The following is a 24,423-nucleotide window of genomic DNA, read 5'->3' on the forward strand; positions in this document are numbered from 1 at the left end:
TCAGGAGGATGCACCATGATCGAGAAACGCAATTTTTACATCAACGGTCAGTGGGTTGCCCCATCGGTTACGCATGATTTTCAGGTCATCAACCCCTCGACCGAAGAACCATGTGCCGTGATTTCGCTGGGCGATCAGGCCGATACGGACGCGGCTGTTGCAGCGGCCAAGGCGGCGTTGCCCGGCTGGATGGAAACCCCGGCGGAAACCCGCATCGCGATGGTCGAAAAGCTGATCGCGCTTTATGCCGAACGGTCCGAGGATCTTGCCCAGGCAATGTCGTTAGAGATGGGCGCCCCGATCGACATGGCGCGTAGCCAGCAAGTCGGAGCAGGCAGTTGGCACCTGGCAAATTTCATCCGCGCCGCCAAAGCGTTTCCTTTCGAGCGGCCGCTTGGCGATCACGCTCCCAACGACCAGATCATCTATGAGGCCGTCGGTGTCGCCGCCCTGATCACACCGTGGAATTGGCCAATGAACCAGGTCACGCTGAAGGTCGGTGCGGCTGCGATTGCGGGCTGCACAATGGTTCTGAAACCCTCGGAGCAAAGCCCGCTGAACGCGATGATCTTTGCTGAGCTGATGGATGAGGCCGGATTCCCGCCCGGTGTCTTCAACCTTGTCAACGGTGACGGGGTTGGCGTCGGATCTCAGCTGTCCACGCACCCCGATGTGGATATGGTCAGCTTTACTGGATCCACCCGCGCGGGCACGGCGATTTCCAAAGCCGCAGCCGATACACTGAAGAAGGTGCATTTGGAACTGGGCGGCAAGGGTGCAAATGTGGTCTTTGCCGATGCGGATGAAAAGGCCGTCAAACGTGGCGTGCTGCACATGATGAACAACACCGGTCAAAGCTGTAACGCCCCTAGCCGGATGCTGGTTCAGCGTCCCATCTATGACGCGGCGGTGGAAACCGCAGCTGAGGTTGCCAAAGGTGTCACCGTTGGCCCGGCGATGGAAGAAGGCCGCCATATCGGCCCGGTTGTGAACGAGCTGCAATGGGGCAAGATTCAGGACCTGATCCAAAAGGGTATCGACGAAGGCGCGCGCCTTGTCGCTGGTGGCACTGGCAGGCCCGAAGGGCTGAACAAGGGCTATTACGTGCGGCCCACGGTCTTTGCCGACGTCAACAACCAGATGACCGTCGCCCGCGAAGAGATCTTTGGACCGGTTCTGACCATGATCCCCTTCGATACTGAGGAAGAGGCCATCGAAATCGCCAATGACACACCTTATGGGCTGACCAACTATGTCCAGACACAGGATAACGTCCGTGCCAACCGCATGGCCCGCGCTCTGCGGTCGGGTATGGTCGAGATGAATGGCAAATCCCGCAGCGCGGGTTCCCCGTTCGGCGGCATGAAACAATCCGGCAACGGGCGCGAAGGCGGCGTCTGGGGGCTGGAGGATTTCCTTGAGGTTAAGGCCGTCGGCGGCTGGGCTGCCGAGTAACCCACCTGCCGTCTAACCTGTTTTCGGGGCCCGTGCGCTATCTGCGCCGGGCCCTTTAGACTCTGAATCCGGCTCGAGATGAATCACAAAAACCGATCCGGGGAACTGATCGGTCAAAGCGTCTTCGATATCGTCACAGATATCATGGGCCGTCGCAACGCTCATGCCACCGTCAACGACCAGATGGAACTCGACAAAGATCATGCTGGCGGATCGACGGCCCCGCAGGTCGTGATATTCCAGCGCCCGGCCCAGATTTGCATCGATGATGCTCCGCACTTCATCCAGTTCGGGATCAGTAAGGGACACGTCCATTAGACCGTCAATCGACTTGCGAATGACCTTCCATCCCTCCCACAGAATGTTCAGGGCGACCAGAATGGCCAGGATCGGGTCCAGGATCAGCCAGCCGGTGGCAAGGGCCAAAACCAATCCGATGACAACGCCCACCGAGGTGAACACATCGGTAAAGATATGCTTTGCGCTGGCCTCAAGCGCCGGAGAGGCGTACTGCCGCCCGACCCGCAGCAACATATAGGCCCAGGCACCGTTCAGAGCGGTTGCCAGCACATTGATTGCCACCCCGGTCAGCGGGGCCTGGTCCAGATGCGACGATGACAGCGCGGCAACGGCCTCTCGCAGGATTAGAAGCGCCGCCAGCACGATCAGCACACCTTCGACAACAGCAGACAGGTATTCGGCTTTCTTGTGCCCAAAGGGGTGATTATCGTCAGGAGGTTTGCCGCCGATCGAAACCGCAAAGAACGCCAGCAAGGCCGCGACCACATTGACCACGGATTCCATCGCATCGGACAACAAGGCGACCGATCCCGTCAACCACCAGGCCAACAGTTTCAAGGCCAGAACCGCGATGGAAATCGGGATCGACCACAGGGCAAATTTCTGGATCATCGCATTGGTGTCCTGCAACCTTGGGACAGGTCTATCACTTTGTTCGATGATCCCTATGGCTTTTTCTGATCAGAAATCAAGCGTCTGCTTGTGCCGCCTCATAGGCCAGCATGGCGCGTTTCACCGGCAGGCCCCAATGATACCCACCCAGCCCTCCGGATTTTCGCAGCGCGCGGTGGCAAGGGATCAGCCAACTGACCGGGTTTCGACCCACGGCCGTCCCGACGGCGCGCACAGCTTGCGGTGATCCCACCCGTTGCGCGATCTCGGAATAGGTTGTGACCTGCCCCGAAGGGATATGCATCAGCGCTTCCCACACTTTGATCTGTAGGGGCGAGCCAATCAAATACAGAGGCGTTGGTTCCAATCGGTCGCTCACCGCGCCAAATGCACTGAGCGCCCAGGGCCGCAGGCGCATCGGGTCCTCGACGAAATTTGCATTGGGCCAACGCGACAACATATCCGCCATGGCATTTTCTTCGCCGGTTTCGGCCCCAAAGGCCATTCCGCAGATGCCCTTGTCGGTGCCCATCACCAAAGCAGGACCAAAAGGACATTCAAACCATCCCCAATAGATGGTCAAACCGGCACCCCTACGGGCGTATTCGCCGGGGCTCATGGATTCCCATTTCAGGAACAGATCATGCAGGCGACCGCTGCCGGACAGGCCCACATTCAGGGCGGTTTCCAGTGTCGTGAACCGCTCGCGCAGCAACGCCTTGGCATGGCCCAGCGTCAGATATTGCTGATACCGCTTGGGCGATACCCCGGTCCAACGTGAGAACAGGCGCTGGAAATGCGCGGGACTCATATCCATCTGCTGTGCCAGTTCATCAAGACTCAGGGCCTCTCCGCCCTGATCAATCAGGTCAATCGCCCGGCGCATGACATTATAATGATAGCCGTTTTCTGGGGTCTGGACATTCATGGTCGCACTCCTTCCATAGACAGAAGATGGCCTGTTACCGACCAGAGTGCGACCCGATTCTTGCGCTATCTGCGCCCTCAGACCTGCGGGATAACGGTATAAGGTGCCGCCTCTTCCGGGGGTGCAACCTTTTCCATGACGTTGATGCTGACATGCGGCCAGCGGATCAGACCGGGCTTCCCGTCAAAGCGTGGGAAGAAATCCAGACCAACATTCTGCAGATACATCATCAGCAGCTTGGGTTCACCGCCAATTCCCGGCTCGTCCAGTTCCATGATCCAAAAGATCGAATCCATCACCGCCGCGTTGGCTTGTTTGACAACAAACGGAATGTTGACGATCCCGGCATCCTCAAGCGCGGTGTTGAACGGCAATATCGTGGTTTTTTTCACATTGTTCGGTATTCCAGCTGCCAACAACAGATGCGGATGCACAGGGTCGAAGCCTGGGAACCCCGGGGCGGTCACAACGCCGTTGAACGGATTATCGTGATAATGTTTGTAGGGCGAAAGATATCCGCTGTTCAGGTCCTTTGTGGCCCCTTCGGGCAACCCGTCCACCACCGGAATCGTCGGCGGTCCATCGATCTCGCTCGCTTCTCCAAGACCTAACAACGAGTCGCCATGTGGCACCGTTCCCAAACGTGCAACGTTCAGATTGTTTGTGGTCAGATTGGTCATATGCAGGAACAGACCGGGCTCGTGATGGATGGCCAGATCGGCAGGTCCAGCCAGTCCGCTGTCGGGGCGATCTTCAGCCGAGAGCTGCGCGATGGACTGCTGATAATCCAGCGTAACCACAAACTGATCGGTGTTAATGGTCGGGTCTCCTGAGGCCGGGTTCGGACGCTCAATCCCGCGGTTTGGAACCGCTTTGTCAACGGTCGTGAATTGAAGCGTTTCCTCGAATTGATTAACCAGCAGACGGTAGTTGAGACGGCTGCCAGGCTCGGTCGCAAACGGAAGCGCGATCATGTTCCAGCCACGTCCGCGCGTGCTGTCGCCGTTCTTCCAAACTCCGGGCAATAATTTCAGGGGGCCGAGGTCTTCGTCGCCTTGATGGGCCAGCTCAACAGACCGATAACGGGACTGCAGTTTTGCGGCAAGATCTGGGTTCGCCATGGATCAACCTTTCAATAATTAAATAAAATATCCGCCAATGCGGGAAAAATGCGCTGAAATAAAAATAGGCTGCGCATCGCGAGAATAACACGAATCAGGCTTACCCTACGTAATCCAAAACCCACAGCTATCCGCTAAGCAGATTCTTGCTTGTGTGGTTACCCGAGCCATCGGCTTGCCCTGCGCCGCAATACGTGCATACGTCGCCGCATGGCCAAGCAACTTGATTACCACACTATCCGAGAGATTTTTACCCGCTTTCAGCAGGCTGACCCGGAACCTGAGGGTGAGCTAGAGCATGTGAATGTCTATACTCTGGTCGTAGCGGTGGCGCTGTCTGCACAGGCCACCGATGTCGGCGTCAACAAGGCTACGCGCGCCCTTTTCAAAACCGCTGACACCCCGCAAAAGATGCTGGATCTGGGCGAAGATGGCCTGATCGAGCATATCAAAACCATCGGTCTATTCCGCCAAAAGGCAAAGAACGTTATCAAGCTCAGCCGTATTCTGGTCGAAGAGTATGACGGCGAAGTTCCCAATTCCCGCGCCGCGTTGCAATCGCTGCCGGGCGTCGGGCGTAAGACCGCCAATGTGGTGTTGAACATGTGGTGGCGCTATCCGGCGCAGGCCGTGGATACGCATATTTTTCGTGTCGGAAACCGAACAGGCATCTGCCCGGGAAAACATGTGGATGCGGTTGAACGCGCAATCGAAGATAACATCCCGACCGACTTCCAACTGCACGCACATCACTGGCTTATCTTGCATGGCCGGTATCACTGCAAAGCACGCAAACCTATGTGCGGAACCTGTATCATCCGCGATCTCTGCCAATTCGAGGACAAGAACCTATGAAAACCTACCAGCTCACCGGTATTGGAAACGCCGTTGTGGACGTGATCTCTCAGGCCGATGACAGTTTTCTGGAACTGATGGGCATCGAGAAGGGCATCATGCAGCTGATAGAACAGGAGCGGGGTGAACTTCTTTACGCCGCTATGGAAGGCCGCGTGCAAACGCCGGGCGGATCCGTTGCGAACACGATTGCCGGTGCCGGCGCACTGGGACTGAGCGCAGCCTTTATCGGACGCGTACATGATGATGCGTTGGGACGATTCTACGCAGAGGCGATGCACGAGGACGGTGTGGATTTCGTGAACCCGCCCGTACCGGGTGGAGAGCTTCCGACCTCGCGCTCGATGATTTTTGTCTCACCCGACGGTGAACGGTCGATGAACACCTATCTGGGGATTTCCTCGGAGCTTTCCTCGGCGGATGTGTCAGCCGGGGTCGCGGGTAACAGCCAGATCATGTTCCTTGAAGGCTATTTGTTCGACAAGGAAAAAGGCAAAGCTGCGTTCCTTCAGGCCGCACGGGATTGCCACAAGGGCGGCGGCAAGGCCGGGATCGCCATTTCTGACCCGTTCTGCGTTGAACGGCACCGGGTCGATTTCCTGCTGCTGATCGAAAATGAACTGGATTTTGTGATCGGCAACGAGGCCGAGATCAAATCCCTGTTCGAAACCGACGATCTTGAGGATGCACTGGCGAAAACCGCCGATATCTGCCCTCTGGTGGTCTGCACCCGGTCAGGCGACGGGGTAACTGTGCTGAATGAAGGTCAGCGCTTTGACATTCCGGTGGAAAAAATCGTTCCCGTCGACGCCACCGGCGCAGGCGACCAATTCGCAGCCGGGTTCCTGTTTGGCATGGCCACCGGGCGCGACTATGAGACCTGCGCCAAGATGGGCAATGTCTGCGCCCGAGAGGTGATCAGCCATATCGGCCCGCGCCCCAAGGCGGATATGATCGATTTGCTCAAGCAGGGCGGCTTGCTTTAATCGGATCAGGACTGGCCTATAGTTTGTGGGAGGGGCAGAGCCCCTCCCCTCACGGTTATCTCTGCACGAACAGGGCGATCCAGACGCCTACGAACATGAATATGCCACCAAGATTGACCCAAGTGTGCCAAATCGCATAGCGGAAAGGCAGTGTCTTGCGGGCATAAAAGACTGTGCCGATCACGTAGCTTGCCGCCCCGGCCAGAATGCACCACAGGACTGAAACGGGGACATCTTTCAGATCGGGTATGGCGCACAGCCCCAGCGCGCCCAGACCCAGATAGGATGCTGTTGACCATCGGGACTTGACCGTCTTGTTGGCGATCTTGTTCCAGATGGCCACCACAGTCAGCCCCCAGCACAACCAGAGCAAAGTCATGGTCCAGCCGGTACCGGCCAGCAGGAAAAAGGGTGTGAAGGTGCCGCAGATACTGGAATAGATTGCGGCATGGTCTATGCGTCGCAGCAGCTGCCGACGCTGGTGCCAGCGGGAAAAGTGATAAAAACACGAGGCCAGATTAGAGCCCAACGCACAGGCTACATAAACCAGAACCGCAAGAATAAGCCCGCTGTCGAGCATCAGGTACGATTTGCGGATCAGCGCTCCGCCAGCGGTCAAAATCAACGCCAGACCGATAAGATGCACGACCAGATCGGCGCGGCGGTGGCATGGGTCCGGACTGGGATAGGTCTGTGGGATCATGTCAGTTCAGGTGATCCGAAAACGCTGCAACCACGCGTTCATACACGTCGCGTTTGAACGGCACGATTTCGGCAACCAGCTGGTCCGGTTCCTGCCATTTCCAGCGGGTGAATTCGGGATGCTCAGTCTGAATGTTGATCTGATCGTCGCGGCCAGAGAACCGCATCAGATACCATTTCTGCTCTTGACCCCGATACCGACCTTTCCAGATCTTCGGCACGATGTCATGCGGCAGATCATAGGGCAACCACCCCTCGGTCTCGGCGATGATCTCGACCAGATCTGCCGTGACGCCGGTTTCTTCCCACAGCTCGCGCAGCGCCGCATCGCGCGGGTCTTCACCCTGGTCCACACCACCCTGAGGCATCTGCCAGGCGTCCTTGTGGCGGTCGTTGCGCTGGCCGACGAATATCTTACCCTCGGCATTCATCAACATCAGCCCGACGCAGGGGCGGTAGGGCAGTTTGGCAATCTCTTCGGGGGTCATACGCGGCCTCGTGAACATGCTTTGGAGAGTCTGTAACAAGCAGCGGGCCCAAGGCAAAGGGTATGACGTTAGGTTTCGCGTGACAAAGATGACGCGAAGGTCAATCTGGCAGCCAAATTCTATAAGGGAGAGTTCTGGATGACTGCATACCCAAACATGCTGGCCCCGCTGGATCTGGGCTTTACCACGCTGAAGAACCGCGTGCTGATGGGCTCGATGCATACCGGGCTTGAGGAGACCGGCGATTGGAATCGGGTGGCCGAGTTCTATGCCGACCGCGCGCGCGGTGGCGTGGCGCTGATGGTGACTGGTGGGATCGGACCAAATCTTGAAGGTTCGGTACTGCCGGGGGCATCAATGATGACCAACGACAAAGAAGTGGCAAACCACTCCATCGTCACCCAACGGGTGCATGAGGCCGGTGGCAAGATCGCGATGCAGATCCTGCATGCGGGGCGCTATGCCTATGGGCCGAAATGTGTCGCACCCAGCCCTGTGAAATCTCCGATCTCTCCGTTCCCGCCGACCGAACTGGACGAAGAGGGTATCGAGAAACAGATCAGCGATATCGTGAACGCCGCGGTCCTGGCCCAGAAAGCGGGCTATGACGGGGTCGAGATAATGGGGTCCGAAGGGTATTTCCTCAACCAGTTTCTGGTGACTCACACCAACAAGCGCGAGGACCGTTGGGGTGGCTCTTACGAGAACCGGATGCGCTTGCCGATCGAAGTTGTCCGCCGCACGCGCGAGGCCGTCGGCACGGAATTCATCATCATCTACCGCTTGTCGATGATTGACCTGGTTCCCAACGGATCTACTCATGATGAGGTTGTGGAACTGGCGCAGCGGATCGAACAGGCCGGCGCCACGATCATCAACACCGGCATCGGCTGGCACGAGGCGCGGATTCCCACCATTGCCACCAGCGTTCCGCGCGCGGCCTTTGCTTGGGTGACCAAAAAGCTGATGGGCAAGGTCTCGATCCCGGTCATCACGTCGAACCGGATTAACACGCCGGAAGTCGCCGAAGAAGTTCTTGCCACGGGGTGCGCCGACATGGTTTCGCTGGCCCGCCCGATGCTGGCAGATGCGGATTTCGTCAACAAAGCCATCGCTGCTGAGGCGGCGACGATTGCACCCTGCATCGCTTGCAACCAGGCCTGTCTGGATCACACATTCCAGGGCAAACTGACCTCGTGCCTGGTAAACCCGCGCGCTTGTCACGAAACCGAACTGGTGATCACACAGGCCGACAGCGTCAAGAAAATCGCCATCGTAGGGGCGGGCCCGGCAGGCCTGTCCACCGCAATGACCGCCGCGCAGCGTGGCCATGACGTGACCATTTTTGACCGTGCCCGTGAGATCGGCGGCCAGTTGAACATGGCCAAGCAGGTTCCGGGCAAAGAGGAATTCTGGGGTCTGGTCGACTGGTACCGCGCCATGATTGCCGATTTGGGCGTTAAGGTCGAGCTTGAGCGTGAAGTGGGCGCCGATGATCTGGCCGGCTATGACGAGGTGGTAATTGCCACCGGTGTCGTTCCGCGTGATCCGAAAATCCCTGGTCAGGACCGAGACAATGTCGTCGATTATATCGACGTCCTGCGCCACAAGACCCCGGTTGGCCAATCAGTGGCCGTGATCGGAGCAGGTGGGATCGGCTTTGACGTGTCCGAATTCCTGCTGGAAGAAGGCCACAGCATCACCACCGACTTGCCTGCCTGGATGAAGGAATGGGGCGTTACCGACCCGGCCGAGCATCGCTCGGGGCTGGCGCCTGAAGGGCCACAACCTGCCGCCCCCGCGCGCCAGGTGACTTTGCTGCAGCGCAAGGCGCAAGCCCATGGCAAAGGGTTGGGCAAGACCACCGGCTGGATTCATCGCGCAACGCTGAAGATGAAAAACGTCAATTTCGTCGGTGGCGTGAATTATGAGCGGATCGACGATGACGGGCTGCATGTGAGTTTCGGCGAAGCACGCGAGAACCCGACAGTAATTGCGGTGGATACGATTGTTCTGTGCTCGGGCCAGATCTCGGACCGCAGCCTGGCCGATACGTTGATCGAACGTGGCATCACCCCACATGTGATCGGCGGCGCGGATGTTGCAGCCGAATTGGACGCCAAACGGGCCATCAATCAGGGCACGCGGCTGGCAACCACTTTCTGATATGCCTTGGCCCGGTCCAGAACCGGGCCAATCACTCTGCTGGTACTGGGGTCAGTCGGCCAGCGCCAGCTTTGCACCCAATGCCCCAAAGGCGCCGGCGAAACAGCGCCTGACCCAAGCCATGACAGTGGGCCGCTGGATCACATAGTCGCGTGCCACCGCCGCGAAAGCGCCATAGCCAACAAAGACGACAAAGGTCATGACCATGAAGGACAAGGCCAACTTGATCAGCTCTGCTTCGGCGGCACCTGTACCGGCGGGAATGAATTGCGGCAGAAAGGCCAGAAAGAACAAAGATAGCTTGGGGTTCAACACATTGATCAAGGTGCCTGTGAGTGCAATCTTCACATACCCTTTTGCGGGTTTCTGGCTCTGTACATCCAATGCTCCGCCTTGCCGGACGATCCCCCAGGCCATGTAAAACAGATACAGCACCCCAAGGTATTTTAGCACCAGAAAGGCCAGCGCGCTGGTATGCAGCAGGGCCGCAAGACCGACGATACTGGCCAGCGCAGCAGGTACGATCCCTATGGTACAGCCAATCGCCGCCGCAAAACTGGCCCAAAAGCCACGCCCCAACCCAACCGCAAGCGTATAGATCGCGCCGGTGCCCGGTAAAAGCACAACGATCAGAGACGTCAGTAGGAACTCTGTCGACATCCTGGCCCTCCCTTTCCTAGCACGCAGGATTTCCGGTTCGAAAGGAAAAGTAAACGCCATACATCACTGTGGCCCGGCGACATTCCTGAAAGCCCACCGGATACTAACAGCAGAAGTCTCTTATCGCTTATTCAACGGTTATCGTAATCACCTCGGACACGATGGGCGTGGAATGCGGTACATGACCTGCATCGCCCAGCACTAGCTGAAGCGTATGTTCGCCTGCAGCCATTTCCAGCGTCACCTCGGTCTGACCGCCGCCAAAATGGATATGATTGTCATCCGCGGGCAGACCATAAGACAACTCATCCGCACCGTCCTCTCCCTGCCCCAAAGGCGGTCGGTCGATCAGCAGATGATGATGCCCGGTGTTTTCCTTTTCAGTACCCGCCGGCGCGACCCCCATGCCGCTGAGGCCAAAGACCACGGTGACCGGAGATTGGACAACGTCGCCGTCAGACAATTTCACAAAATAGACCTGCGCTTCGGGGTTTGATGGTGTTTCACCCCCGGCCAGAGCAAATGTCGCCGACAGGCAGGTTGCGGCAATAGCTAAAACAGCTTTCATAATCTTCTCCGTTGTCACAAATTTGCCATCCTCATGGTAGCATGTTTCGGCCCGAAATCGAGGATACCCGTTGTCAAAAGGCTTGTGGCCCATATGGAAACCACTGTTTCAGAGTTTCCCCAGCGCAAACGATCCGATTCAAATCCCTGATATTATCCCATGTCCGCCCTGTTTCCGCCCAGATTTGACGTAAAGATCAGTTAAAGAACCTACACCTGGGGAACAAGAATGGACCGACTGACCGAAATGGAAGCCTTCGCCAACGTGGTGGACCAAGGCGGTTTCACCGACGCGGCCAAGAAAATGGGCATCTCAAAATCGGCTGTGTCCAAGCACGTTTCCAGCCTGGAAGCACGCCTGGGCGCAAGACTTCTGAACCGCACGACGCGCCGCGTGTCACCAACCGAAATCGGGCTGGCCTATTATGACCGGGCCCGCCGCGTTCTGAATGACGCGGGCGAGGCTGATGCGCTGGTCACCTCGATGCAATCTGCCCCCTCTGGTCTGCTGCGGATCAGTGTGGCGACAGATTTCGGCGTGAATCACCTATCTCCGGTTCTGTCGGGATTTCTAGCTGCCTATCCCGACATCACGGTGAATATGGTGCTGAACAATCGCTATGTTGAGCTGATCTCGGAAGGGTTCGACGTTGCCGTGCGGATTGGTGAGCTGGAAGACAGCACATTGCGCGCCCGCAAGCTGACCGAAACCGTCAAGCGGATGGTCGCCGCGCCCACCTATATCGAGAAATTCGGGCGTCCGCAAAAGATCGACGACCTGAACGAACACAAGCTGTTACATTATTCCAGCCAGTCTTCGGGCAATGTGTGGAAACTGACCGCACCTTCGGGTGAAAAACGTCAGGTTCGCACCGCCGGGTGGCTCAGCGTGAATGATGGGCAATCCTTGTTGAACGCTGCGGTCTCAGGGCTTGGGATCGCGCATCTGCCCAGCTATCTCTATTCCGACGCGCTGAAGTCGGGCGAAGTTGTCGACGCAATGCCGTCGCTGCCCGATGAAGTGCAAGGCGTTTATGCCGTCTACCCGCCCGGTCGCTTTACGCAGCCCAAGGTGCGGGCATTCATTGATTTCCTCGTCGATGCCTTCAACGAAAAAGGCCCGATGGACTGGTAATTTCTCCCGGTGGAAACTGAACGGCCCGCACAAGTAGTGTGGGCCTTTTTTTATTCGCTGAACACGGCCAGCCCCATACTCTGCGCGACCGTACGCAAGGATTGGATCAGGATATTCTGTCCGGGCAGATCAGCTTCTTTTCTGCGAGAAAGAAGCGCGATATCGCGGTTGGCATTTGTTATAGTCAACGGGCGCAAATGGACCTCATCGCGGTAAATCCCCTGACGTCTTGCATACAGGTCCGGCAACACCGCAACCCCAACCCCCGAGGCCGCCATCAGTACAATGGAATCAAGCGTGGTCCCCTCGTATTCATCCGACACAACCCCACCGCATTCCGCCGCCAGCGCATAGACGATCCGGGACAGACGGTGGCTTTGGTCCAAGGTCAGGATCAGCCGGTCGCGCAAGTCTTGAGCCGAAACACCATACGTATCATTTGACAGCACATCGTCTACGGCAACTCCAATCCACAGAGTCTCGTTGAACAAGCGCTGCTGGATTGTGTTCGGGTGATCCTCGGGCGTGGAAAGGATCAGATCAAACCGACCAGATTTAAGTCCTTGTTCCAGATCACGGGTGTTTTCCTCGCGCACGACAATGCGCAGACCGGGGCGGTCCTGATGGACCTTTTTGATGACCTGAGGCAGCAGGTAGGGCCCGATTGAGGGCAACACGCCCAGCCTTAGCCGTCCTGAGACCGGTGTCTCGCTGCTCATCGCGTGGCGCAGATCCCGGACTTCGGCAAGGATCTTCTGGGCGCGTTCGATGAACTCTTCGCCTTTGGCAGTCACCTGAACACCACCCCGGTTACGATCAAAGATGCGCAGGCCAAGTTCTTGTTCTACAGAGGCAATTTGCGCCGAGAGGCTGGGCTGGCTGACATTCAGAACCTCAGCTGCCAATCCAAATCGACCCAGTCGGCTGACCGTAACGATATATTCCAGTTGCCTTAGTGTTGGGCGCATTTCATAGCTTTAAACTATCCAAAAATTAGAAAGATAATATTTGGATAACAAAAATAGGCAAGGCACTTAGCCCGTGAAATCGGGACAGGAGCCAAAATGCCCAGCGTAATCGAAACCCTTTCCAGCAACTTGCTGGTCCCAACCATCCTTTTCTTCGTCCTCGGGCTGCTCGCGGCTTTTGCCCGCAGCGATCTGTCGATCCCCGGTGGGGCAGCCAAGTTCATGTCGCTGTATCTGCTGCTGGCCATCGGCTTCAAAGGCGGCAGCAGCCTGGCCGAGCATGGCATCCCCATGGATCTGTTCCTGACTTTGCTAGGCGGTGTGGCGTTGTCTTTTGTCATCCCCTTTGTGGCATTCGGCCTGCTCCGGGTCATGACACGGCTGGACGCGTTGAATGCGGCGGCTGTTGCCGGGCATTATGGGTCAATCTCAATCGTGACCTTCGTCACCGCAACCAGCCTGCTGGATTTGGTGGGTCTTGATCATGACGGCTTCATGGTTGCTGTCGCCGCCGCGATGGAGGTTCCCGCCATCCTTTCGGCCCTTTGGCTGGCGCATAAAACCAGCAGCAAGGGCGTCAATGACAATGGGCTGTGGCGCGATCTGTTGGCAAACGGGTCGATTGTCCTGTTGACCGGGGCCTTTCTAATTGGCGCTATTACGGGTGGCGAAGGGATGCAGATGATTGCGCCCTTCATCGTCACACCCTTCACCGGCATCCTGTGCCTTTTCCTTCTGGATATGGGCATTTCCGCAGGGCGCAGCCTGATCAAGAACCGCGACAAGCTCTCGCTGGGTCTGTTTGCCTTTGGAATGCTGATGCCCCTGATCGGCGCTGCGATGGCCTGGGTGGTCGGGGCGGTGATCGGCCTGCCCGAAGGCAGCCTGTTCCTGTTCATGGTCCTGTCTGCATCCGCCTCGTATATCGCTGTGCCCGCGGCGATGAAGATCGCGCTGCCAAAGGCCGAGGCCGGGATTTATCTGACCCTGTCGCTGGGTGTGTCCTTCCCGTTCAACATCACGATCGGGCTGCCGCTGTACCTGTGGTGGGTGATGTAGGGATCAGTTGATCAGCAGAACCGCCTCGACCCGGCGGTTGAGTTCGCGACCTTCGGGCGTTGCATTCGAGGTGATCGGGGCCAGATAACCAATCCCCCGCGCCTCGACCCGGTCGGCGGCCACGCCGTATTTCTCGATCAGCCGGGCGCGCACGGTTTGCGCCCGGCCCGTGCTGACCGAAATATTGGCCTCGAGTGCGCCGGTATCATCCGTGTGCCCGACCAGAGCCAGCCGCGTTCCGGGATTGTCCGACAAATACTGCGCAATCTCATTCAGAGAGCCGAAAGGCCCCTCACCCAGGGTTATTTCGCCCGTGCGGAAATGCAGATCGCCCAGAATCACGTGGCCCTCTTGGGCAAGCTCTGCCAACAGCCCCAGCGCCTGATCGACCTCTTCTTCGATCACCAGCGGAGGCGCGGCCTCGGCCCCCTCAGGTGACACGCGGATCATCTGCACATAGCCATCGGGCGGGTTTCGGCTGACCAAAAGGCTCAGGACTTCGTCGCCCTTGGCAGCGGACAAAAAGCGATAGTCCTGGATGGCCACATACATGTCAGGCGTCGGGACAACCTCGGTTCCAAAGCGAAAATCGAAGCCACCGCAACTGCGGGCGTCGCAGTCAAAGAGAACCTCATACCCCTGGGCTTTGATCTGTTCCCGCAACGGGGCGAGCAGCTGCAAAGTGGTGCTGGACCCGGCCTGCAGCCGCCAGGTATAGCGCTCGACCCGCCCTTCGACCCGGCGCGCCGGGACCACCCCGTCGACGTAGGGGCCGGTGGGCAGGTCATAGCTGTCGAGCGGGCTTGTGCGGTCGCTGACCAGACGCGCGCCCGAAGGCAGCGTCAGCTCTTGGCCGACAACGGGCGACGCAATGAGCAACAGGAATATGGCGAGGCGGCGGATCATCGGGATTGGGCGTGATACTCGGGGTTGGGGGCCATCGCGGTCGCGCTTGCAACACGGTTCGACATGTTGAAAAAGCCGGTCACATTGGCAATGTCCCAGATATCGCGGTCGCTAAACCCGGCATCGCGCAAAGCCTGTCGGTCGGGCTCTTCGATCTTGGTGCTTTCGGTGGTCATTTTAGCCGCGAAATCCAGCATGGCACGCTGCCGCTGATCCAAAGGCGCAACCCGGTAGTTCATGATCAACATTTCACCCAGCTGCGGATCACCGGACAACTGCCTGACAGCCGCACCATGTGCGACAAGGCAATAGAAACACTTGTTTATTGCCGACACGACCACCGCGATCATCTCACGCTCGAGCTTGGACAGCCCGCTATCGGCCAGCATCAGATCGTTATACATCGCGGTGAACGCGTTCAGCTTGTCGATGTCAAAGGCATAGGCCCGCAGGACATTGGGCACAAACCCCAGCTTTTCGACGCAAATGTCGAAGTATTTCTGCGTCTCGGGCGGCAGCGGATCAGCCATCGGAAGGTTCAGCGCGGTGGGCAGGGCAAGATCGGTCACTTTGGGTTCTCTCCTTCAGCCAGCTGACGGTAATGGTATTCTCCGGCAAGCTCCATCCCAAGCGCGCGATAAAGGCCATTGGCCCCCGCATTCGCCTTGGTGCAAATCACGCTGAGCGTCCCGGCGTCCTGATCCTGTGCCCAGAGCGCAGCCGCGCGCATCGCCCATTGGCCCAGGCCCTGACGGCGATGAGCGGGCAAAATCTCAAGTGCGTGGACCATGGCCACGTCCCCATGCATCGCAACAAATCCAGTACCAGCAGGTTGGTCACTATAGCGAAGCAGCAGGCCGGTCTTTGGACCCGGGGCTCGCTCCATCACGGCCAGCCGCTCTGGTCCAATCCCGCCCTCGGCCCAGATCTCACGCATGATTGCCAGCGGCTCCCATATCGAGAACACCGTTACGCGGGGGAGCGGAAGATCAGTCAGATGCTCAACCGGGCAGGTGTAAATATTGACCGGATCCAACACGGAATAGCCCCGGCCTTCAAGCTGCGTATCCAGCGCCTCGTCCCCTGGCCACAGGCAAAAGATGCGCTTTTGTCCCAGTGCCTGCATCGCGACCTCGGCCGCCGCAATATCCTCATCCGAGGCAGGCCCCAGCGCATTGGCCGCACTTACCCGCGATCCGCCGCCCAGACCCTGACGCACCAGAAACGGCCCCAGCTTTTGGCGCTGCGCAGATGGCCATGTACCCTCGACGACGTCAGGCCAGGTAACGCTCAAAGACCAAGCTCTTTCGCCAACCGGGTTGAGGCCGCGTCGATCCGGGCACCTTCGGTTCCGCGAATGACCACATTGGCGCCAAACACACCGTTGATCTGAAACGGATAACACCCGATGGACAGATCCTGAAAATCCGCTGCGAGTGCCGCAAGGGGGGCGGCGATATCGCCTTCGCCGCGATCCACCCGTAAGGTTTGGGACAGCAGAGGAACACCGCCGGTCAGACCCGGCAATACACTCGCCACCATCGCCTGAAAGACCGAGGGCACCCCAGCCATCACATGAACATTGCCGATGGTAAAGCCTGGCGCAGTCGACACCGGATTGTCGATCAGCGTGGCACCATCAGGGATGCGCGCCATGCGCAAACGGGCAGCGTTCAGTTCCAGCCCGGATTTCTCGTAATGCGCTTCAAGCAAAGCGCGGGCATCGTCGCGGATGTCGATATGCGCGCCAAAGGCACGGGCGATGCAATCGGCGGTGATATCATCATGGGTCGGTCCAATCCCGCCGCTGGTGAAGACATGATCAAACTTTGCCGACAACGCCTGAACGGCGGCTTCGATTGTAGCGGCGTCATCGCTGACCACACGGACCTCTTTCAGGTCGATCCCCTGCTTGGTCAGCTCCTGCGCGAGATAATGCATGTTTGCATCGCGGGTGCGACCCGACAGGATTTCATCCCCGATCACCAGCATGGCTGCGGTTGGATTTTGCATGGCCTGCGCCCCCTTGATCGACCCTTTCCGCAGGTATAGGCCCTGAAGCATGCGATTTGAAACCCCTCTTGTCCCCGCCCACCTGATCCGCCGCTATAAACGCTTTCTGGCCGATTGCAGGCTTGAGGACGGGCGCGAGGTGACAGCGCATTGCGCCAATCCCGGCTCGATGATGGGACTGGCCGAACCGGGCGAGAAAATATGGTTGGAGCCCAATGACGACCCGAAGAAAAAGCTGAAATATGGCTGGCGGCTGGTCGATCACGAAAACGGGCATTTCACCGGCGTAGATACATCCGTCCCGAACCGGGCGTTGCGCGCGGCATTGATCGCGCGGGAGATCCCCGAACTGGCAATGTATGAAACTGTGCGCCCCGAGGTGAAATACGGCGAGAACAGCCGCGTTGATTTCCTGCTGACCCAGCCAAGCCTTCAGGACGCTTATGTCGAGGTCAAATGCGTGACCCTGTCTCGCGAACTTGGTCTGGCCGAATTCCCCGACAGCGTCACAGCGCGCGGAACCAAACATCTAGGGGAACTGACAGCTATGGTGGACCAGGGGCATCGCGCAATCCTGCTGTATCTGGTCCAGCGCACTGATTGTGAGCGAATTGCATTGGCCGCAGATATCGACCCGACCTATGCAGCGGCGTTCGAGGCGGCGCAAGCTAGGGGTGTCGAGAAACTGGTCTATGGCACACGGATATCGCCTGAAGGGGTTTGGGTAAACGTGACCGAAAGCCAATTGTTCATGCAGAAGCGTTGAAGGGGTAGTTTGAGCCCAAAGCGGACTAAGTAAATTCTGGTTTCAGCCTTATAATAATCGTTCCTGCCAGATTGACGATGTGTATGCCTCTCTTGTATCGACCGTGGGGCTTCGTCAGGGATCTCCGTTCCGAGCACTTTGGCATCGTATGTTGTCCAACGTGGCGTTAGTATTGCCAACACTCTGGCATAGTAGAAAGAGCTTTGTTCCGGATCGTAATCGGGGTCTTTCCAATACTCGGATAGAATTGCCTGACCAATATCGTTTGTCCAAGTTGCACTCTCAACGTCAACGGTGTCGCCAACGGGCCCGTCACACTTCGCGTTCACTAGTTCGCGCCCGCCGCAAGATAAATCGTAAACATGTTCCGAAGTTGTCCCGTCGCTATTTAACCACCCTTTGACGATTTGAATGCGGTCTAGATTGGCTCCATCGGGACGCCTCTTTCATATCCATACGCGGCAAAATCTGCACGCGGCAGGTCCGTTTCTTCAAAATCGTATCCGGCAAAAACGCGAACGCGCATGCGCGGACCTGTGGTTGCGTAGACTTCTTTCCGAGCAAGAGCGTGCCAAATGGCCTCGCGTGTGTTTTCTCTTACCCAAACCGCCGCCATTCCCGACGCCGAAGTTTGCCATGCATATTGGGCAACCTTCTCGTCCCCACCGATGCCGTCCACGACTTCTTCGAAGCGGACCGGATCCGCAGTGGGTTCAACGGCGGCGTTAAGTTGTTGCCCAAACTCAGTAATGAGAAGCGTGGCGTCTTTCGCTGCCAACAGCGGCGCGAGACCCAAGTTCTCAGCGTGATCGGCAACCACCAAAAAGTACAATGGTCAACGCAGCCTAGCTTCGACACCGGTGCTGGATATCACCACCTCGTCCTTGGCAAAGCGGTACGCTTCATCAGGGCCTAGCACATTGCCGATCATTCCGGCATCTGCAGAGTAGGACGTATGCAAATGAGTGTCGCCAAAAAAGACCTGATTGGGAAAGCTCTGCCGTGGATAAAGTGAATACTGCCTGTCGCCGCGTTGAGTGCTCGGGATGTCCTCGGCATGGGTGCAAAAAGCAAGCAAAATGGTAAGAACAGATGCAAAACGGGTCATTTTCGACCTCATCTATTGCACGAATGATGCTACGTTAAATGCATATTTCTACGACTCGTTCTTGTTCTTCGAAATAATTAGATTCTATCTACCGCACTAAGCCGTTGGCTAGGTTCAGCGGGGCGGAGGTGGAAGCACCTTCTTCGACTGGAGTACCTGAAGGATGTCAATAATTGCCTCAGTACTCGTTTCGATTGAACCTCGGAAGAACAGTCCGACGCCACCTTCCCCTAACTCCCGTGTGCCACCGGCGTCGTAAGTTGGTGAGAGAGAGACAAGTTCGGGAGGTAGTTCTGGGCATACCGGGTTTCTTTGAAGTATTGCGTTCGCGGTCTCGATGAATACCTGCCGAACCTTTTCGACATTGCCCTTTGCATCGGACGACTCGGTGAGTTGATCCGGAGCAAGTCTCAGGTCATCCAAACGGAAAAAAAGGCAGTCATCTTTGAATTCGGCCGAAGCGGAAGCACCCACCGTCAAGCCACCAGCGAAAGTGTTCTCGCCGCGTATAGATCCACCGTCGCTGCGGCTTTCGCATCGGAAAAGCTCTGCTTCGATCCTCCCACTTAGCGAAATCACTGTATCGTCGGCACGGGCCGTTGCTTCGGTCACACCGATCAGTGCGTTGCAGACATCTACAAACGCGGCTCGTTTGAGTTCCTCTACAAGTATTTCTTTTGCCCGGCGAAGGTCTACGACACTTTCGATTGAGATCCTTGTCGCGTTCACATCTTTTAGTCTCAATGCCAGATCAACGGGAAACTCACGATCTCCTAGCTTGACGTCCCCGTTTGCTTCGAAGGTAACCTCTTCAGCCAGCAGCGCGGATCCGAAAAGCCCGGCAGTAGCTAGTATCAGAAGAAAGATCCGATCCATCATCCTGCCCCCCCAACAATACCGCGAGATTGCATAACCGCCAGGAGTTCCATCATCGTCATCGCACTGGTGTCGATTGAGCCGCTCAACGCAACACCGATGCCACCGTCACCAATTTCTCGTGTACCGCCGGCGTCGAAAACCGGATTCAACGAAGAAAGCTCCGAAGGCATCTCCGGACAAATCACATTCTCTTCGGTGAACTCCTTTGCCTTGGTGAGAACGACCTCCTCGACGCGCTCTGTGAGGCCAATTAGGTTAACCAACCCGCCGACAAACCCGGTAGGTTGAAGCACGACGTCGGCAAGATCAAAGTGAACGCATTGATCTTGAACATTGGCGCGTGCCGCTGCGGCGATCCCAACAGTCGTCGAGATAAAGCGTACTCCACGCCCGTTGGTTCCCTCGGATTCTTCGTTTCGACAACGATAAAGCTCGACGTCCACTGAGCCAACGAGTTCAATGAGATCACCGCTGGCGCGGGCGTCGTCGAGTTCAAAGTCAACATTCAAAGAGCAACTTTGTTCCAGACTACCCGACAGAAGCGCGGGCGCTTGGACTTGGATTTCTCGCAGATCTAAGAGCCCCCGGAAACCTAGGCGCGTTGACGTAACACTGCTGATGCCCGCGTTAAATGTGTAAGGTAGGTTTTTCCCACGAGCGGGAATCTTGTTTGAGATGCTAAATTGTACTTCCCCGGCGTAGTCGCTTGGCGACGCATTCTGTGCACTGGGTCGAGCGTTCAACTCGGACTTCAAAAGTTCTGGGTTCGTGGTTGCACAGGATGCGAAGAACAGCAAACACACAAAGGCAAAAGGTACGGTTTTACGCGCCCCAAGTTCCGCCAAACTCCGTTGTAGTTCTATTCCCATTACCCTTCGCTCAACCTCACCGTTGAATATCAACCCTACCGTACAGCGTCACGGCGAAGGTCAACAGTTTGCACCACGAAAATATACTGGTGCGGTGTTGTGTTGTCGCAACGACTTGCAGTTGACGCGGGTCCTTTGAAACTTCGAGCATAAGCTCTGCCCACAAGACTTTTCTCTCGCGTTAAGCCCTGAGAAGGAGCAGATGCATTCGGGCATCTGCCAATATTGCGAGGGTATACTTTCGATTCGTCGCCATGCTAGCACCTCTCATCAACAAACCGACTCCTAGGCGACACAATGTGTTTTACTCTCGACACAGGGTGCTTTTCACCTCCACAAGGGTGTTACGCCACTAAAGAGGGAAAAACCGTGCGCTTGCTTTCTATACTTATTGTGACGGTTCTATTCACAACCGGCGCGGTTGCCCAAACAATCGACAGGATAACAAAAAACAACGAAATCCGATTTGGTTTTCGAACAGATGCTGCTCCATTGTCTTACATTAACGACCAAGGTCGCCCGTTTGGTCTGTCACCGTTGATTTGCGATCATGTAGCGAAGGTAATTGCGCAGAAACTGGAATTGAAGGATTTGAATGTTCAGTTCATTCCGGTCGACTCTAAGGATCGTTTCGACAAAGTAGCTTCCGGAGAGGTGGATATGCTCTGCGGGGCAGCGTCGATTACACTTTCCCGACGCGAAATTGTTGATTTCTCAATTCCAACTTATGTCGATGGCACGTCCATATTGTTACCAATCGAGGCTGAAGGCACCTTGGGTGCACTCGCGGGAAAGAAGGTTGGAATGAGAAGCAGCACAACTACAGAAGCGTCCGTTCTGAATTCATTTGAAGCTGCAGGTATCGACGCAGAAATGTTGCGGTTCGCTTCACACCCAGACGGTATCAAAGCACTTCGAGACGGTGAAATTGACGCCTATTTTGCAGATCAGTCGATTTTGCTGGTCAACTACATTGCTGCGGGGCTAAAGGGCAAATTCAAACTATCCCAGGAAATACTGACGATAGAAAAGCAAGGATTGGCTATTGCGAGGGGTGATGATAACTTTCGACTCGTTGTCGATAGTATTCTGTCAGAAATGTATGCTCAGGGCACAATGGAAGAGATATTTCGTCTCGCTTTGCCGGGGGTGGAGCCGAGCGAAGCACTAAAAGCTCTGTATGTTTTCGCCCCCATTAATCCCTGAGGCTTGTCGCGCAAAACAGTTTTGTTGGGAGTTAATCGCCCTGCGCCATAGAAGCTGGCCTTGTAAGCAAATTGACCGCTCAAGCCAGCTTGACCAATGACCATGTTTTACTAAATGATCCTCCATTTGGCAGGCCAGTTGCCAGAATCACGGTCTTAGGCGATCCTTCGATAAATTGAAGGATCGCAATATGTTTAGATATACAATATTTGCTCTCAGTTTAAGCGCATCTAACGCCCTGTTTGCACAAGAGGCGTCCGATACTGTTGCAACGGAAGTTACGTCTGAGACTTCATCCGACCTTCTATCTGATGCTGAGTTGCAAACTTTGGTCGCCCCGGTGGCTCTTTTTCCCGACACTCTACTCATACAGATATTTGTTGCGGCCACTCAGCCACTGGAGATTGTTAAGGCAGAACGGTATTTGTTGGATAACGCCGACCGCGACCCCGTAGAGCTCGAGCCGGAAATCGAAGCTATGGGCTGGGATCCGTCTGTAAGTGTATTGGCCACGGCGTTCCCCGAAGTCGTCGGTCAAATGGCCACCCACATCGATTGGACCGAGACAGTCGGCACCGCCATGCTGGCCCAGTCCGACGATGTACTGGATGCGGTGCAGGTAATGCGGGATCAGGCAATTGACAGCGGAGCTCTTGTTTCCGGGCCCGAGCAAACTGTCGAGGTATCTGATGAAGAAACGGTTGTAATTACTCCGACACAACCCGAAACAGTGTACGTCCCGCAATATAATCCCGAGACTGTCTATACCGGCCCGTCGACCGGGGACGTAGTGGGCGCGGCCTTGCTGACATTTGGCACCGTGGCGCTGATCGACGAGATTTTCGACGATGACGACGATTGGTATGACTATTGGGGGTGCCGGAATTGCGGCGGATGGGACGGTGGCCCGATATACAGAAACCCGGACATCGACATAGACGTCGACGGCAACGTCAATATCGGTAACGATATAGATCTTGGTGACCGAACTGATATCGGATGGAAACCCGATCCTGACCGAAAAAAGGAAGCCCGGGACAAGATCGCTGATCACAAAAGGCCGGAAGGTGGTCGCGGCGACCTGCCTGTCAACCGCCCCGAGGGTCGCACGGACGAACTCCGCGCAAAACTGAGCCGTGAATCCGGTGCTGCAGACATTAGCAGGGGAGGCGCGGCAGCAGTTGCAGCTGGTGCAGGGGCGGGGGCTATCGCGAGCGGTGCTCTGGCCAATCGAGGTAGTGGGGGCAAGTCCTTGCCGCAGGTGAATCGCGGTAACGTTGATCGGGACAAGGCTGCTGCCAAGCAGCAGGCCATCGATCGGACTAAACGGCCAGATGCGGCGAAGAAGCCTGTCAAAAAGAAACCGCAAGCAGCTAAGAAACCTCAGGTAAAAAAGGCCACGGCTCAGCAAAAACCCGCTGCGTCCAAAGGTAAGGCTATGAAGAAAAAATCTTCAGGCGGCAAAGCTCACAAGGCGTCCAAACGGGGACATGCTGCCAAAGGCAAGGGGAGGCGGTAACATGCGTAAATCGGTTTTTTCTATTTTAGTGATCGCAGTGGCTACAGGACCGGCGTTTTCCGACGGTGCCCTGTTCGAAACTCCGCAAACCGCGCTGGACGCTTTTGTCGAAGCGTTAAGGGCCGATGATCAGAACAAGCTGCTCGAGATTTTCGGACCAGAGGCAGAAGATCTAATCGGAACGGGTGATCCGGTGGAAGATCAGCAAAGAAGGCAGGAAGTGCTTGGCATGTATGCTGAAGGATACCGCTTTCAGCCCGAGGATGATGGGGTTTTTCTTCTGCTTGGCGAAGATAGTTGGCCCTTTCCGATCCCAATTCTGAAAGCTGAGAATGGTTGGAAGTTTGATTTAGAAGCCGGGGTAGAGGAGCTTTCCGCCCGTGAAATCGGACTGAATGAATTGGAAGTAATCGAAACGCTTGAGGCCTATGTTGATCTTCAGGCGGCGTTTCGTCTTGTGGACCACAATGGCGATGGCGTCATGGAATTTGCCCAAACGATCATATCGGATCCCGGCGCACGAAACGGCCTCTTCTGGCCAGAAGAAGACAGTTTTGTCGGTGAAGCCCTTGCCCGCGCCACCGCCTCGGGGTGGAGCGACGGTGCGGATGATTTCGAACCCGAACCTTTCCTCGGTTACTACTTCGCAATTTTGCAGGGGCAGGGACCAAATGCTCCGGGTGGTGCCTATTCCTATTTTGTCGGCGATCGGTTCGTGGCGGGTCACGCCTTGCTTGCGGTGCCTGCGGACTACGGAGAAACGGGTATCCATTCTTTTCTCGTGGGTGAAAACGGCACCGTGTTCGAAGCGGACTTTGGGCCGGATACGCTTGAAATAACAGCTGAGATATCGACCTATGATCCCGGCCCAAATTGGTCACCAGCCGAGTAAATTTCGATTGGCGGCGACGCTTTGTTGCCGCGTGCAGGTGTAGATTGAATGCAATTTTCGACTTAAGTAGCAATGGTTCGGGAAGGATCGATTTTGGGAAATCTAATTAATCGATGAAATAATTGCCCTTGATTCAATTCGACCCAATTTGCCCGCTATGGTTTGACCGAATGGCCGTTTTGTCCGCTAGGGTCAGGACTCATAGCCAATAGATGACGAGAGCTGCGATGGCGATTGCTGAGAGGAAGACCTTCGGGCACCTG

The 24,423-nt window shown here is 56.5% G+C and carries 25 protein-coding genes and 1 pseudogene; 10 read left to right on the plus strand and 16 right to left on the minus strand.

The features are described 5' to 3' along the window. Positions 1-15: 15 nt before the first annotated feature. Positions 16-1,455, plus strand: a complete 1,440-nt coding sequence (locus AC2FFB_RS18145) for an aldehyde dehydrogenase family protein (RefSeq protein WP_142639996.1) — start codon at positions 16-18, stop codon at positions 1,453-1,455. 12 nt (positions 1,456-1,467) lie between these two features. Here the strand turns inward: AC2FFB_RS18145 and AC2FFB_RS18150 are convergent, their stop codons facing one another. The 3 genes from AC2FFB_RS18150 to AC2FFB_RS18160 all read right to left on the minus strand — a co-directional run bounded on the left by AC2FFB_RS18150 (position 1,468) and on the right by AC2FFB_RS18160 (position 4,416). After that, entirely contained in the window at positions 1,468-2,367 is a 900-nt protein-coding gene (locus AC2FFB_RS18150) for a cation diffusion facilitator family transporter (RefSeq protein WP_142639994.1), read from the minus strand. Between the two features lie 76 nt (positions 2,368-2,443). Further along, the gene (locus tag AC2FFB_RS18155) at positions 2,444-3,295 is read right to left on the minus strand and encodes a bifunctional helix-turn-helix domain-containing protein/methylated-DNA--[protein]-cysteine S-methyltransferase (RefSeq protein WP_496694602.1); all 852 of its coding nucleotides are present in this window, start codon (positions 3,293-3,295) and stop codon (positions 2,444-2,446) included. A 77-nt stretch (positions 3,296-3,372) separates the two neighbouring features. Continuing rightward, positions 3,373-4,416 (minus strand): heme-binding protein, encoded by a 1,044-nt coding sequence (locus tag AC2FFB_RS18160; protein ID WP_142639991.1) that lies wholly within the window; start codon positions 4,414-4,416, stop codon positions 3,373-3,375. A 210-nt stretch (positions 4,417-4,626) separates the two neighbouring features. Between AC2FFB_RS18160 and nth the strand changes: the two genes are divergently transcribed. After that, positions 4,627-5,271 (plus strand): endonuclease III, encoded by a 645-nt coding sequence (gene nth, locus AC2FFB_RS18165; protein ID WP_271952085.1) that lies wholly within the window; start codon positions 4,627-4,629, stop codon positions 5,269-5,271. Further along, entirely contained in the window at positions 5,268-6,257 is a 990-nt protein-coding gene (locus AC2FFB_RS18170) for an adenosine kinase (protein ID WP_271952078.1), read from the plus strand. Before nth ends, AC2FFB_RS18170 begins: the two co-directional genes overlap by 4 nt. A 55-nt stretch (positions 6,258-6,312) precedes the next feature. On the opposite strand, the gene trhA is transcribed toward AC2FFB_RS18170, so the two are convergent. Then, positions 6,313-6,960 (minus strand): PAQR family membrane homeostasis protein TrhA, encoded by a 648-nt coding sequence (trhA, locus tag AC2FFB_RS18175; RefSeq protein WP_281996029.1) that lies wholly within the window; start codon positions 6,958-6,960, stop codon positions 6,313-6,315. A 1-nt stretch (position 6,961) separates the two neighbouring features. Then, positions 6,962-7,447: an RNA pyrophosphohydrolase gene (locus AC2FFB_RS18180; protein ID WP_496690426.1), complete on the minus strand. Its 486-nt coding sequence runs from the start codon at positions 7,445-7,447 to the stop codon at positions 6,962-6,964. A 138-nt stretch (positions 7,448-7,585) separates the two neighbouring features. On the opposite strand from AC2FFB_RS18180, the gene AC2FFB_RS18185 reads away from it, so the two are divergent. Then, positions 7,586-9,613, plus strand: coding sequence for an FAD-dependent oxidoreductase (locus tag AC2FFB_RS18185; RefSeq protein WP_496694603.1), 2,028 nt, complete (start codon positions 7,586-7,588; stop codon positions 9,611-9,613). Between the two features lie 51 nt (positions 9,614-9,664). Here AC2FFB_RS18185 and AC2FFB_RS18190 read toward each other — a convergent pair whose 3' ends face one another. Continuing rightward, positions 9,665-10,273 (minus strand): LysE family translocator, encoded by a 609-nt coding sequence (locus AC2FFB_RS18190; RefSeq protein ID WP_496694604.1) that lies wholly within the window; start codon positions 10,271-10,273, stop codon positions 9,665-9,667. A gap of 127 nt (positions 10,274-10,400) precedes the next feature. Further along, complete coding sequence (locus tag AC2FFB_RS18195) at positions 10,401-10,841, minus strand: DUF4399 domain-containing protein (RefSeq protein WP_281973795.1); 441 nt, start codon at positions 10,839-10,841, stop codon at positions 10,401-10,403. A gap of 228 nt (positions 10,842-11,069) precedes the next feature. Here AC2FFB_RS18195 and AC2FFB_RS18200 point away from each other — a divergent pair, with 228 nt between their 5' ends. Next, positions 11,070-11,975 (plus strand): LysR family transcriptional regulator, encoded by a 906-nt coding sequence (locus AC2FFB_RS18200; RefSeq protein WP_142639975.1) that lies wholly within the window; start codon positions 11,070-11,072, stop codon positions 11,973-11,975. Positions 11,976-12,025: 50 nt separating this feature from the next. On the opposite strand, the gene AC2FFB_RS18205 is transcribed toward AC2FFB_RS18200, so the two are convergent. Next, entirely contained in the window at positions 12,026-12,943 is a 918-nt protein-coding gene (locus AC2FFB_RS18205; RefSeq protein WP_496875264.1) for a hydrogen peroxide-inducible genes activator, read from the minus strand. A 96-nt stretch (positions 12,944-13,039) separates the two neighbouring features. Here AC2FFB_RS18205 and AC2FFB_RS18210 point away from each other — a divergent pair, with 96 nt between their 5' ends. Beyond that, positions 13,040-14,002 carry a sodium-dependent bicarbonate transport family permease gene (locus AC2FFB_RS18210; protein WP_281996023.1) on the plus strand — a complete coding sequence of 321 codons (963 nt, stop codon included), beginning with the start codon at positions 13,040-13,042 and terminating at the stop codon, positions 14,000-14,002. A gap of 3 nt (positions 14,003-14,005) precedes the next feature. Here AC2FFB_RS18210 and AC2FFB_RS18215 read toward each other — a convergent pair whose 3' ends face one another. Genes AC2FFB_RS18215 through AC2FFB_RS18230 form a run of 4 tightly spaced genes read right to left on the minus strand, consistent with a single transcriptional unit; the run spans position 14,006 to position 16,921 of the window. Further along, positions 14,006-14,908, minus strand: a complete 903-nt coding sequence (locus AC2FFB_RS18215; RefSeq protein ID WP_496875265.1) for an OmpA family protein — start codon at positions 14,906-14,908, stop codon at positions 14,006-14,008. Continuing rightward, positions 14,905-15,477: a peroxidase-related enzyme gene (locus AC2FFB_RS18220; protein WP_496694607.1), complete on the minus strand. Its 573-nt coding sequence runs from the start codon at positions 15,475-15,477 to the stop codon at positions 14,905-14,907. The genes AC2FFB_RS18215 and AC2FFB_RS18220 overlap by 4 nt, the downstream gene beginning before the upstream one ends. Beyond that, entirely contained in the window at positions 15,474-16,202 is a 729-nt protein-coding gene (locus AC2FFB_RS18225; protein WP_496694608.1) for a GNAT family N-acetyltransferase, read from the minus strand. Before AC2FFB_RS18225 ends, AC2FFB_RS18220 begins: the two co-directional genes overlap by 4 nt. Beyond that, a complete protein-coding gene (locus AC2FFB_RS18230; RefSeq protein ID WP_142640091.1) occupies positions 16,199-16,921 on the minus strand; it encodes a competence/damage-inducible protein A in 723 nt (240 codons plus the stop codon). The genes AC2FFB_RS18225 and AC2FFB_RS18230 overlap by 4 nt, the downstream gene beginning before the upstream one ends. A 49-nt stretch (positions 16,922-16,970) precedes the next feature. Between AC2FFB_RS18230 and sfsA the strand changes: the two genes are divergently transcribed. Continuing rightward, positions 16,971-17,687 carry a DNA/RNA nuclease SfsA gene (gene sfsA / locus AC2FFB_RS18235; RefSeq protein ID WP_282027886.1) on the plus strand — a complete coding sequence of 239 codons (717 nt, stop codon included), beginning with the start codon at positions 16,971-16,973 and terminating at the stop codon, positions 17,685-17,687. Here the strand turns inward: sfsA and AC2FFB_RS18240 are convergent. The 4 genes and pseudogenes from AC2FFB_RS18240 to AC2FFB_RS18255 form a co-directional block, all read right to left on the minus strand. Continuing rightward, positions 17,612-18,303, minus strand: a pseudogene (locus AC2FFB_RS18240) (DUF3604 domain-containing protein). The gene sfsA and the pseudogene AC2FFB_RS18240 sit on opposite strands and share 76 nt — an antisense overlap. A gap of 219 nt (positions 18,304-18,522) precedes the next feature. Beyond that, a complete protein-coding gene (locus AC2FFB_RS18245) occupies positions 18,523-18,795 on the minus strand; it encodes a DUF3604 domain-containing protein (RefSeq protein ID WP_496875266.1) in 273 nt (90 codons plus the stop codon). Between the two features lie 114 nt (positions 18,796-18,909). Then, the gene (locus AC2FFB_RS18250; RefSeq protein ID WP_496714246.1) at positions 18,910-19,674 is read right to left on the minus strand and encodes a hypothetical protein; all 765 of its coding nucleotides are present in this window, start codon (positions 19,672-19,674) and stop codon (positions 18,910-18,912) included. Beyond that, complete coding sequence (locus AC2FFB_RS18255) at positions 19,671-20,543, minus strand: hypothetical protein (protein WP_282027890.1); 873 nt, start codon at positions 20,541-20,543, stop codon at positions 19,671-19,673. The genes AC2FFB_RS18250 and AC2FFB_RS18255 overlap by 4 nt, the downstream gene beginning before the upstream one ends. Positions 20,544-20,840: 297 nt before the next feature. On the opposite strand from AC2FFB_RS18255, the gene AC2FFB_RS18260 reads away from it, so the two are divergent. The 3 genes from AC2FFB_RS18260 to AC2FFB_RS18270 all read left to right on the plus strand — a co-directional run bounded on the left by AC2FFB_RS18260 (position 20,841) and on the right by AC2FFB_RS18270 (position 24,160). After that, a complete protein-coding gene (locus AC2FFB_RS18260; RefSeq protein ID WP_496875267.1) occupies positions 20,841-21,749 on the plus strand; it encodes an amino acid ABC transporter substrate-binding protein in 909 nt (302 codons plus the stop codon). Positions 21,750-21,939: 190 nt separating this feature from the next. Continuing rightward, positions 21,940-23,268 (plus strand): DUF3300 domain-containing protein, encoded by a 1,329-nt coding sequence (locus tag AC2FFB_RS18265; protein ID WP_496875268.1) that lies wholly within the window; start codon positions 21,940-21,942, stop codon positions 23,266-23,268. A 1-nt stretch (position 23,269) separates the two neighbouring features. Continuing rightward, positions 23,270-24,160: a DUF2950 family protein gene (locus AC2FFB_RS18270; RefSeq protein ID WP_271952052.1), complete on the plus strand. Its 891-nt coding sequence runs from the start codon at positions 23,270-23,272 to the stop codon at positions 24,158-24,160. Positions 24,161-24,423: the final 263 nt, after the last annotated feature.

The organism is Ruegeria sp. YTSA219, assembly GCF_059609985.1.

Coding starts and splice junctions, on each gene's coding strand:
- AC2FFB_RS18145 (WP_142639996.1), top strand. CDS start 16: ATGATCGAGAAACGCAATTTTTACATCAACGGTCAGTGGGTTGCCCCA.
- AC2FFB_RS18150 (WP_142639994.1), bottom strand. CDS start 2,367: ATGATCCAGAAATTTGCCCTGTGGTCGATCCCGATTTCCATCGCGGTT.
- AC2FFB_RS18155 (WP_496694602.1), bottom strand. CDS start 3,295: ATGAATGTCCAGACCCCAGAAAACGGCTATCATTATAATGTCATGCGC.
- AC2FFB_RS18160 (WP_142639991.1), bottom strand. CDS start 4,416: ATGGCGAACCCAGATCTTGCCGCAAAACTGCAGTCCCGTTATCGGTCT.
- nth (WP_271952085.1), top strand. CDS start 4,627: ATGGCCAAGCAACTTGATTACCACACTATCCGAGAGATTTTTACCCGC.
- AC2FFB_RS18170 (WP_271952078.1), top strand. CDS start 5,268: ATGAAAACCTACCAGCTCACCGGTATTGGAAACGCCGTTGTGGACGTG.
- trhA (WP_281996029.1), bottom strand. CDS start 6,960: ATGATCCCACAGACCTATCCCAGTCCGGACCCATGCCACCGCCGCGCC.
- AC2FFB_RS18180 (WP_496690426.1), bottom strand. CDS start 7,447: ATGACCCCCGAAGAGATTGCCAAACTGCCCTACCGCCCCTGCGTCGGG.
- AC2FFB_RS18185 (WP_496694603.1), top strand. CDS start 7,586: ATGACTGCATACCCAAACATGCTGGCCCCGCTGGATCTGGGCTTTACC.
- AC2FFB_RS18190 (WP_496694604.1), bottom strand. CDS start 10,273: ATGTCGACAGAGTTCCTACTGACGTCTCTGATCGTTGTGCTTTTACCG.
- AC2FFB_RS18195 (WP_281973795.1), bottom strand. CDS start 10,841: ATGAAAGCTGTTTTAGCTATTGCCGCAACCTGCCTGTCGGCGACATTT.
- AC2FFB_RS18200 (WP_142639975.1), top strand. CDS start 11,070: ATGGACCGACTGACCGAAATGGAAGCCTTCGCCAACGTGGTGGACCAA.
- AC2FFB_RS18205 (WP_496875264.1), bottom strand. CDS start 12,943: ATGCGCCCAACACTAAGGCAACTGGAATATATCGTTACGGTCAGCCGA.
- AC2FFB_RS18210 (WP_281996023.1), top strand. CDS start 13,040: ATGCCCAGCGTAATCGAAACCCTTTCCAGCAACTTGCTGGTCCCAACC.
- AC2FFB_RS18215 (WP_496875265.1), bottom strand. CDS start 14,908: ATGATCCGCCGCCTCGCCATATTCCTGTTGCTCATTGCGTCGCCCGTT.
- AC2FFB_RS18230 (WP_142640091.1), bottom strand. CDS start 16,921: ATGCAAAATCCAACCGCAGCCATGCTGGTGATCGGGGATGAAATCCTG.
- sfsA (WP_282027886.1), top strand. CDS start 16,971: ATGCGATTTGAAACCCCTCTTGTCCCCGCCCACCTGATCCGCCGCTAT.
- AC2FFB_RS18245 (WP_496875266.1), bottom strand. CDS start 18,795: ATGACCCGTTTTGCATCTGTTCTTACCATTTTGCTTGCTTTTTGCACC.
- AC2FFB_RS18250 (WP_496714246.1), bottom strand. CDS start 19,674: ATGATGGATCGGATCTTTCTTCTGATACTAGCTACTGCCGGGCTTTTC.
- AC2FFB_RS18255 (WP_282027890.1), bottom strand. CDS start 20,543: ATGGGAATAGAACTACAACGGAGTTTGGCGGAACTTGGGGCGCGTAAA.
- AC2FFB_RS18260 (WP_496875267.1), top strand. CDS start 20,841: ATGTGTTTTACTCTCGACACAGGGTGCTTTTCACCTCCACAAGGGTGT.
- AC2FFB_RS18265 (WP_496875268.1), top strand. CDS start 21,940: ATGTTTAGATATACAATATTTGCTCTCAGTTTAAGCGCATCTAACGCC.
- AC2FFB_RS18270 (WP_271952052.1), top strand. CDS start 23,270: ATGCGTAAATCGGTTTTTTCTATTTTAGTGATCGCAGTGGCTACAGGA.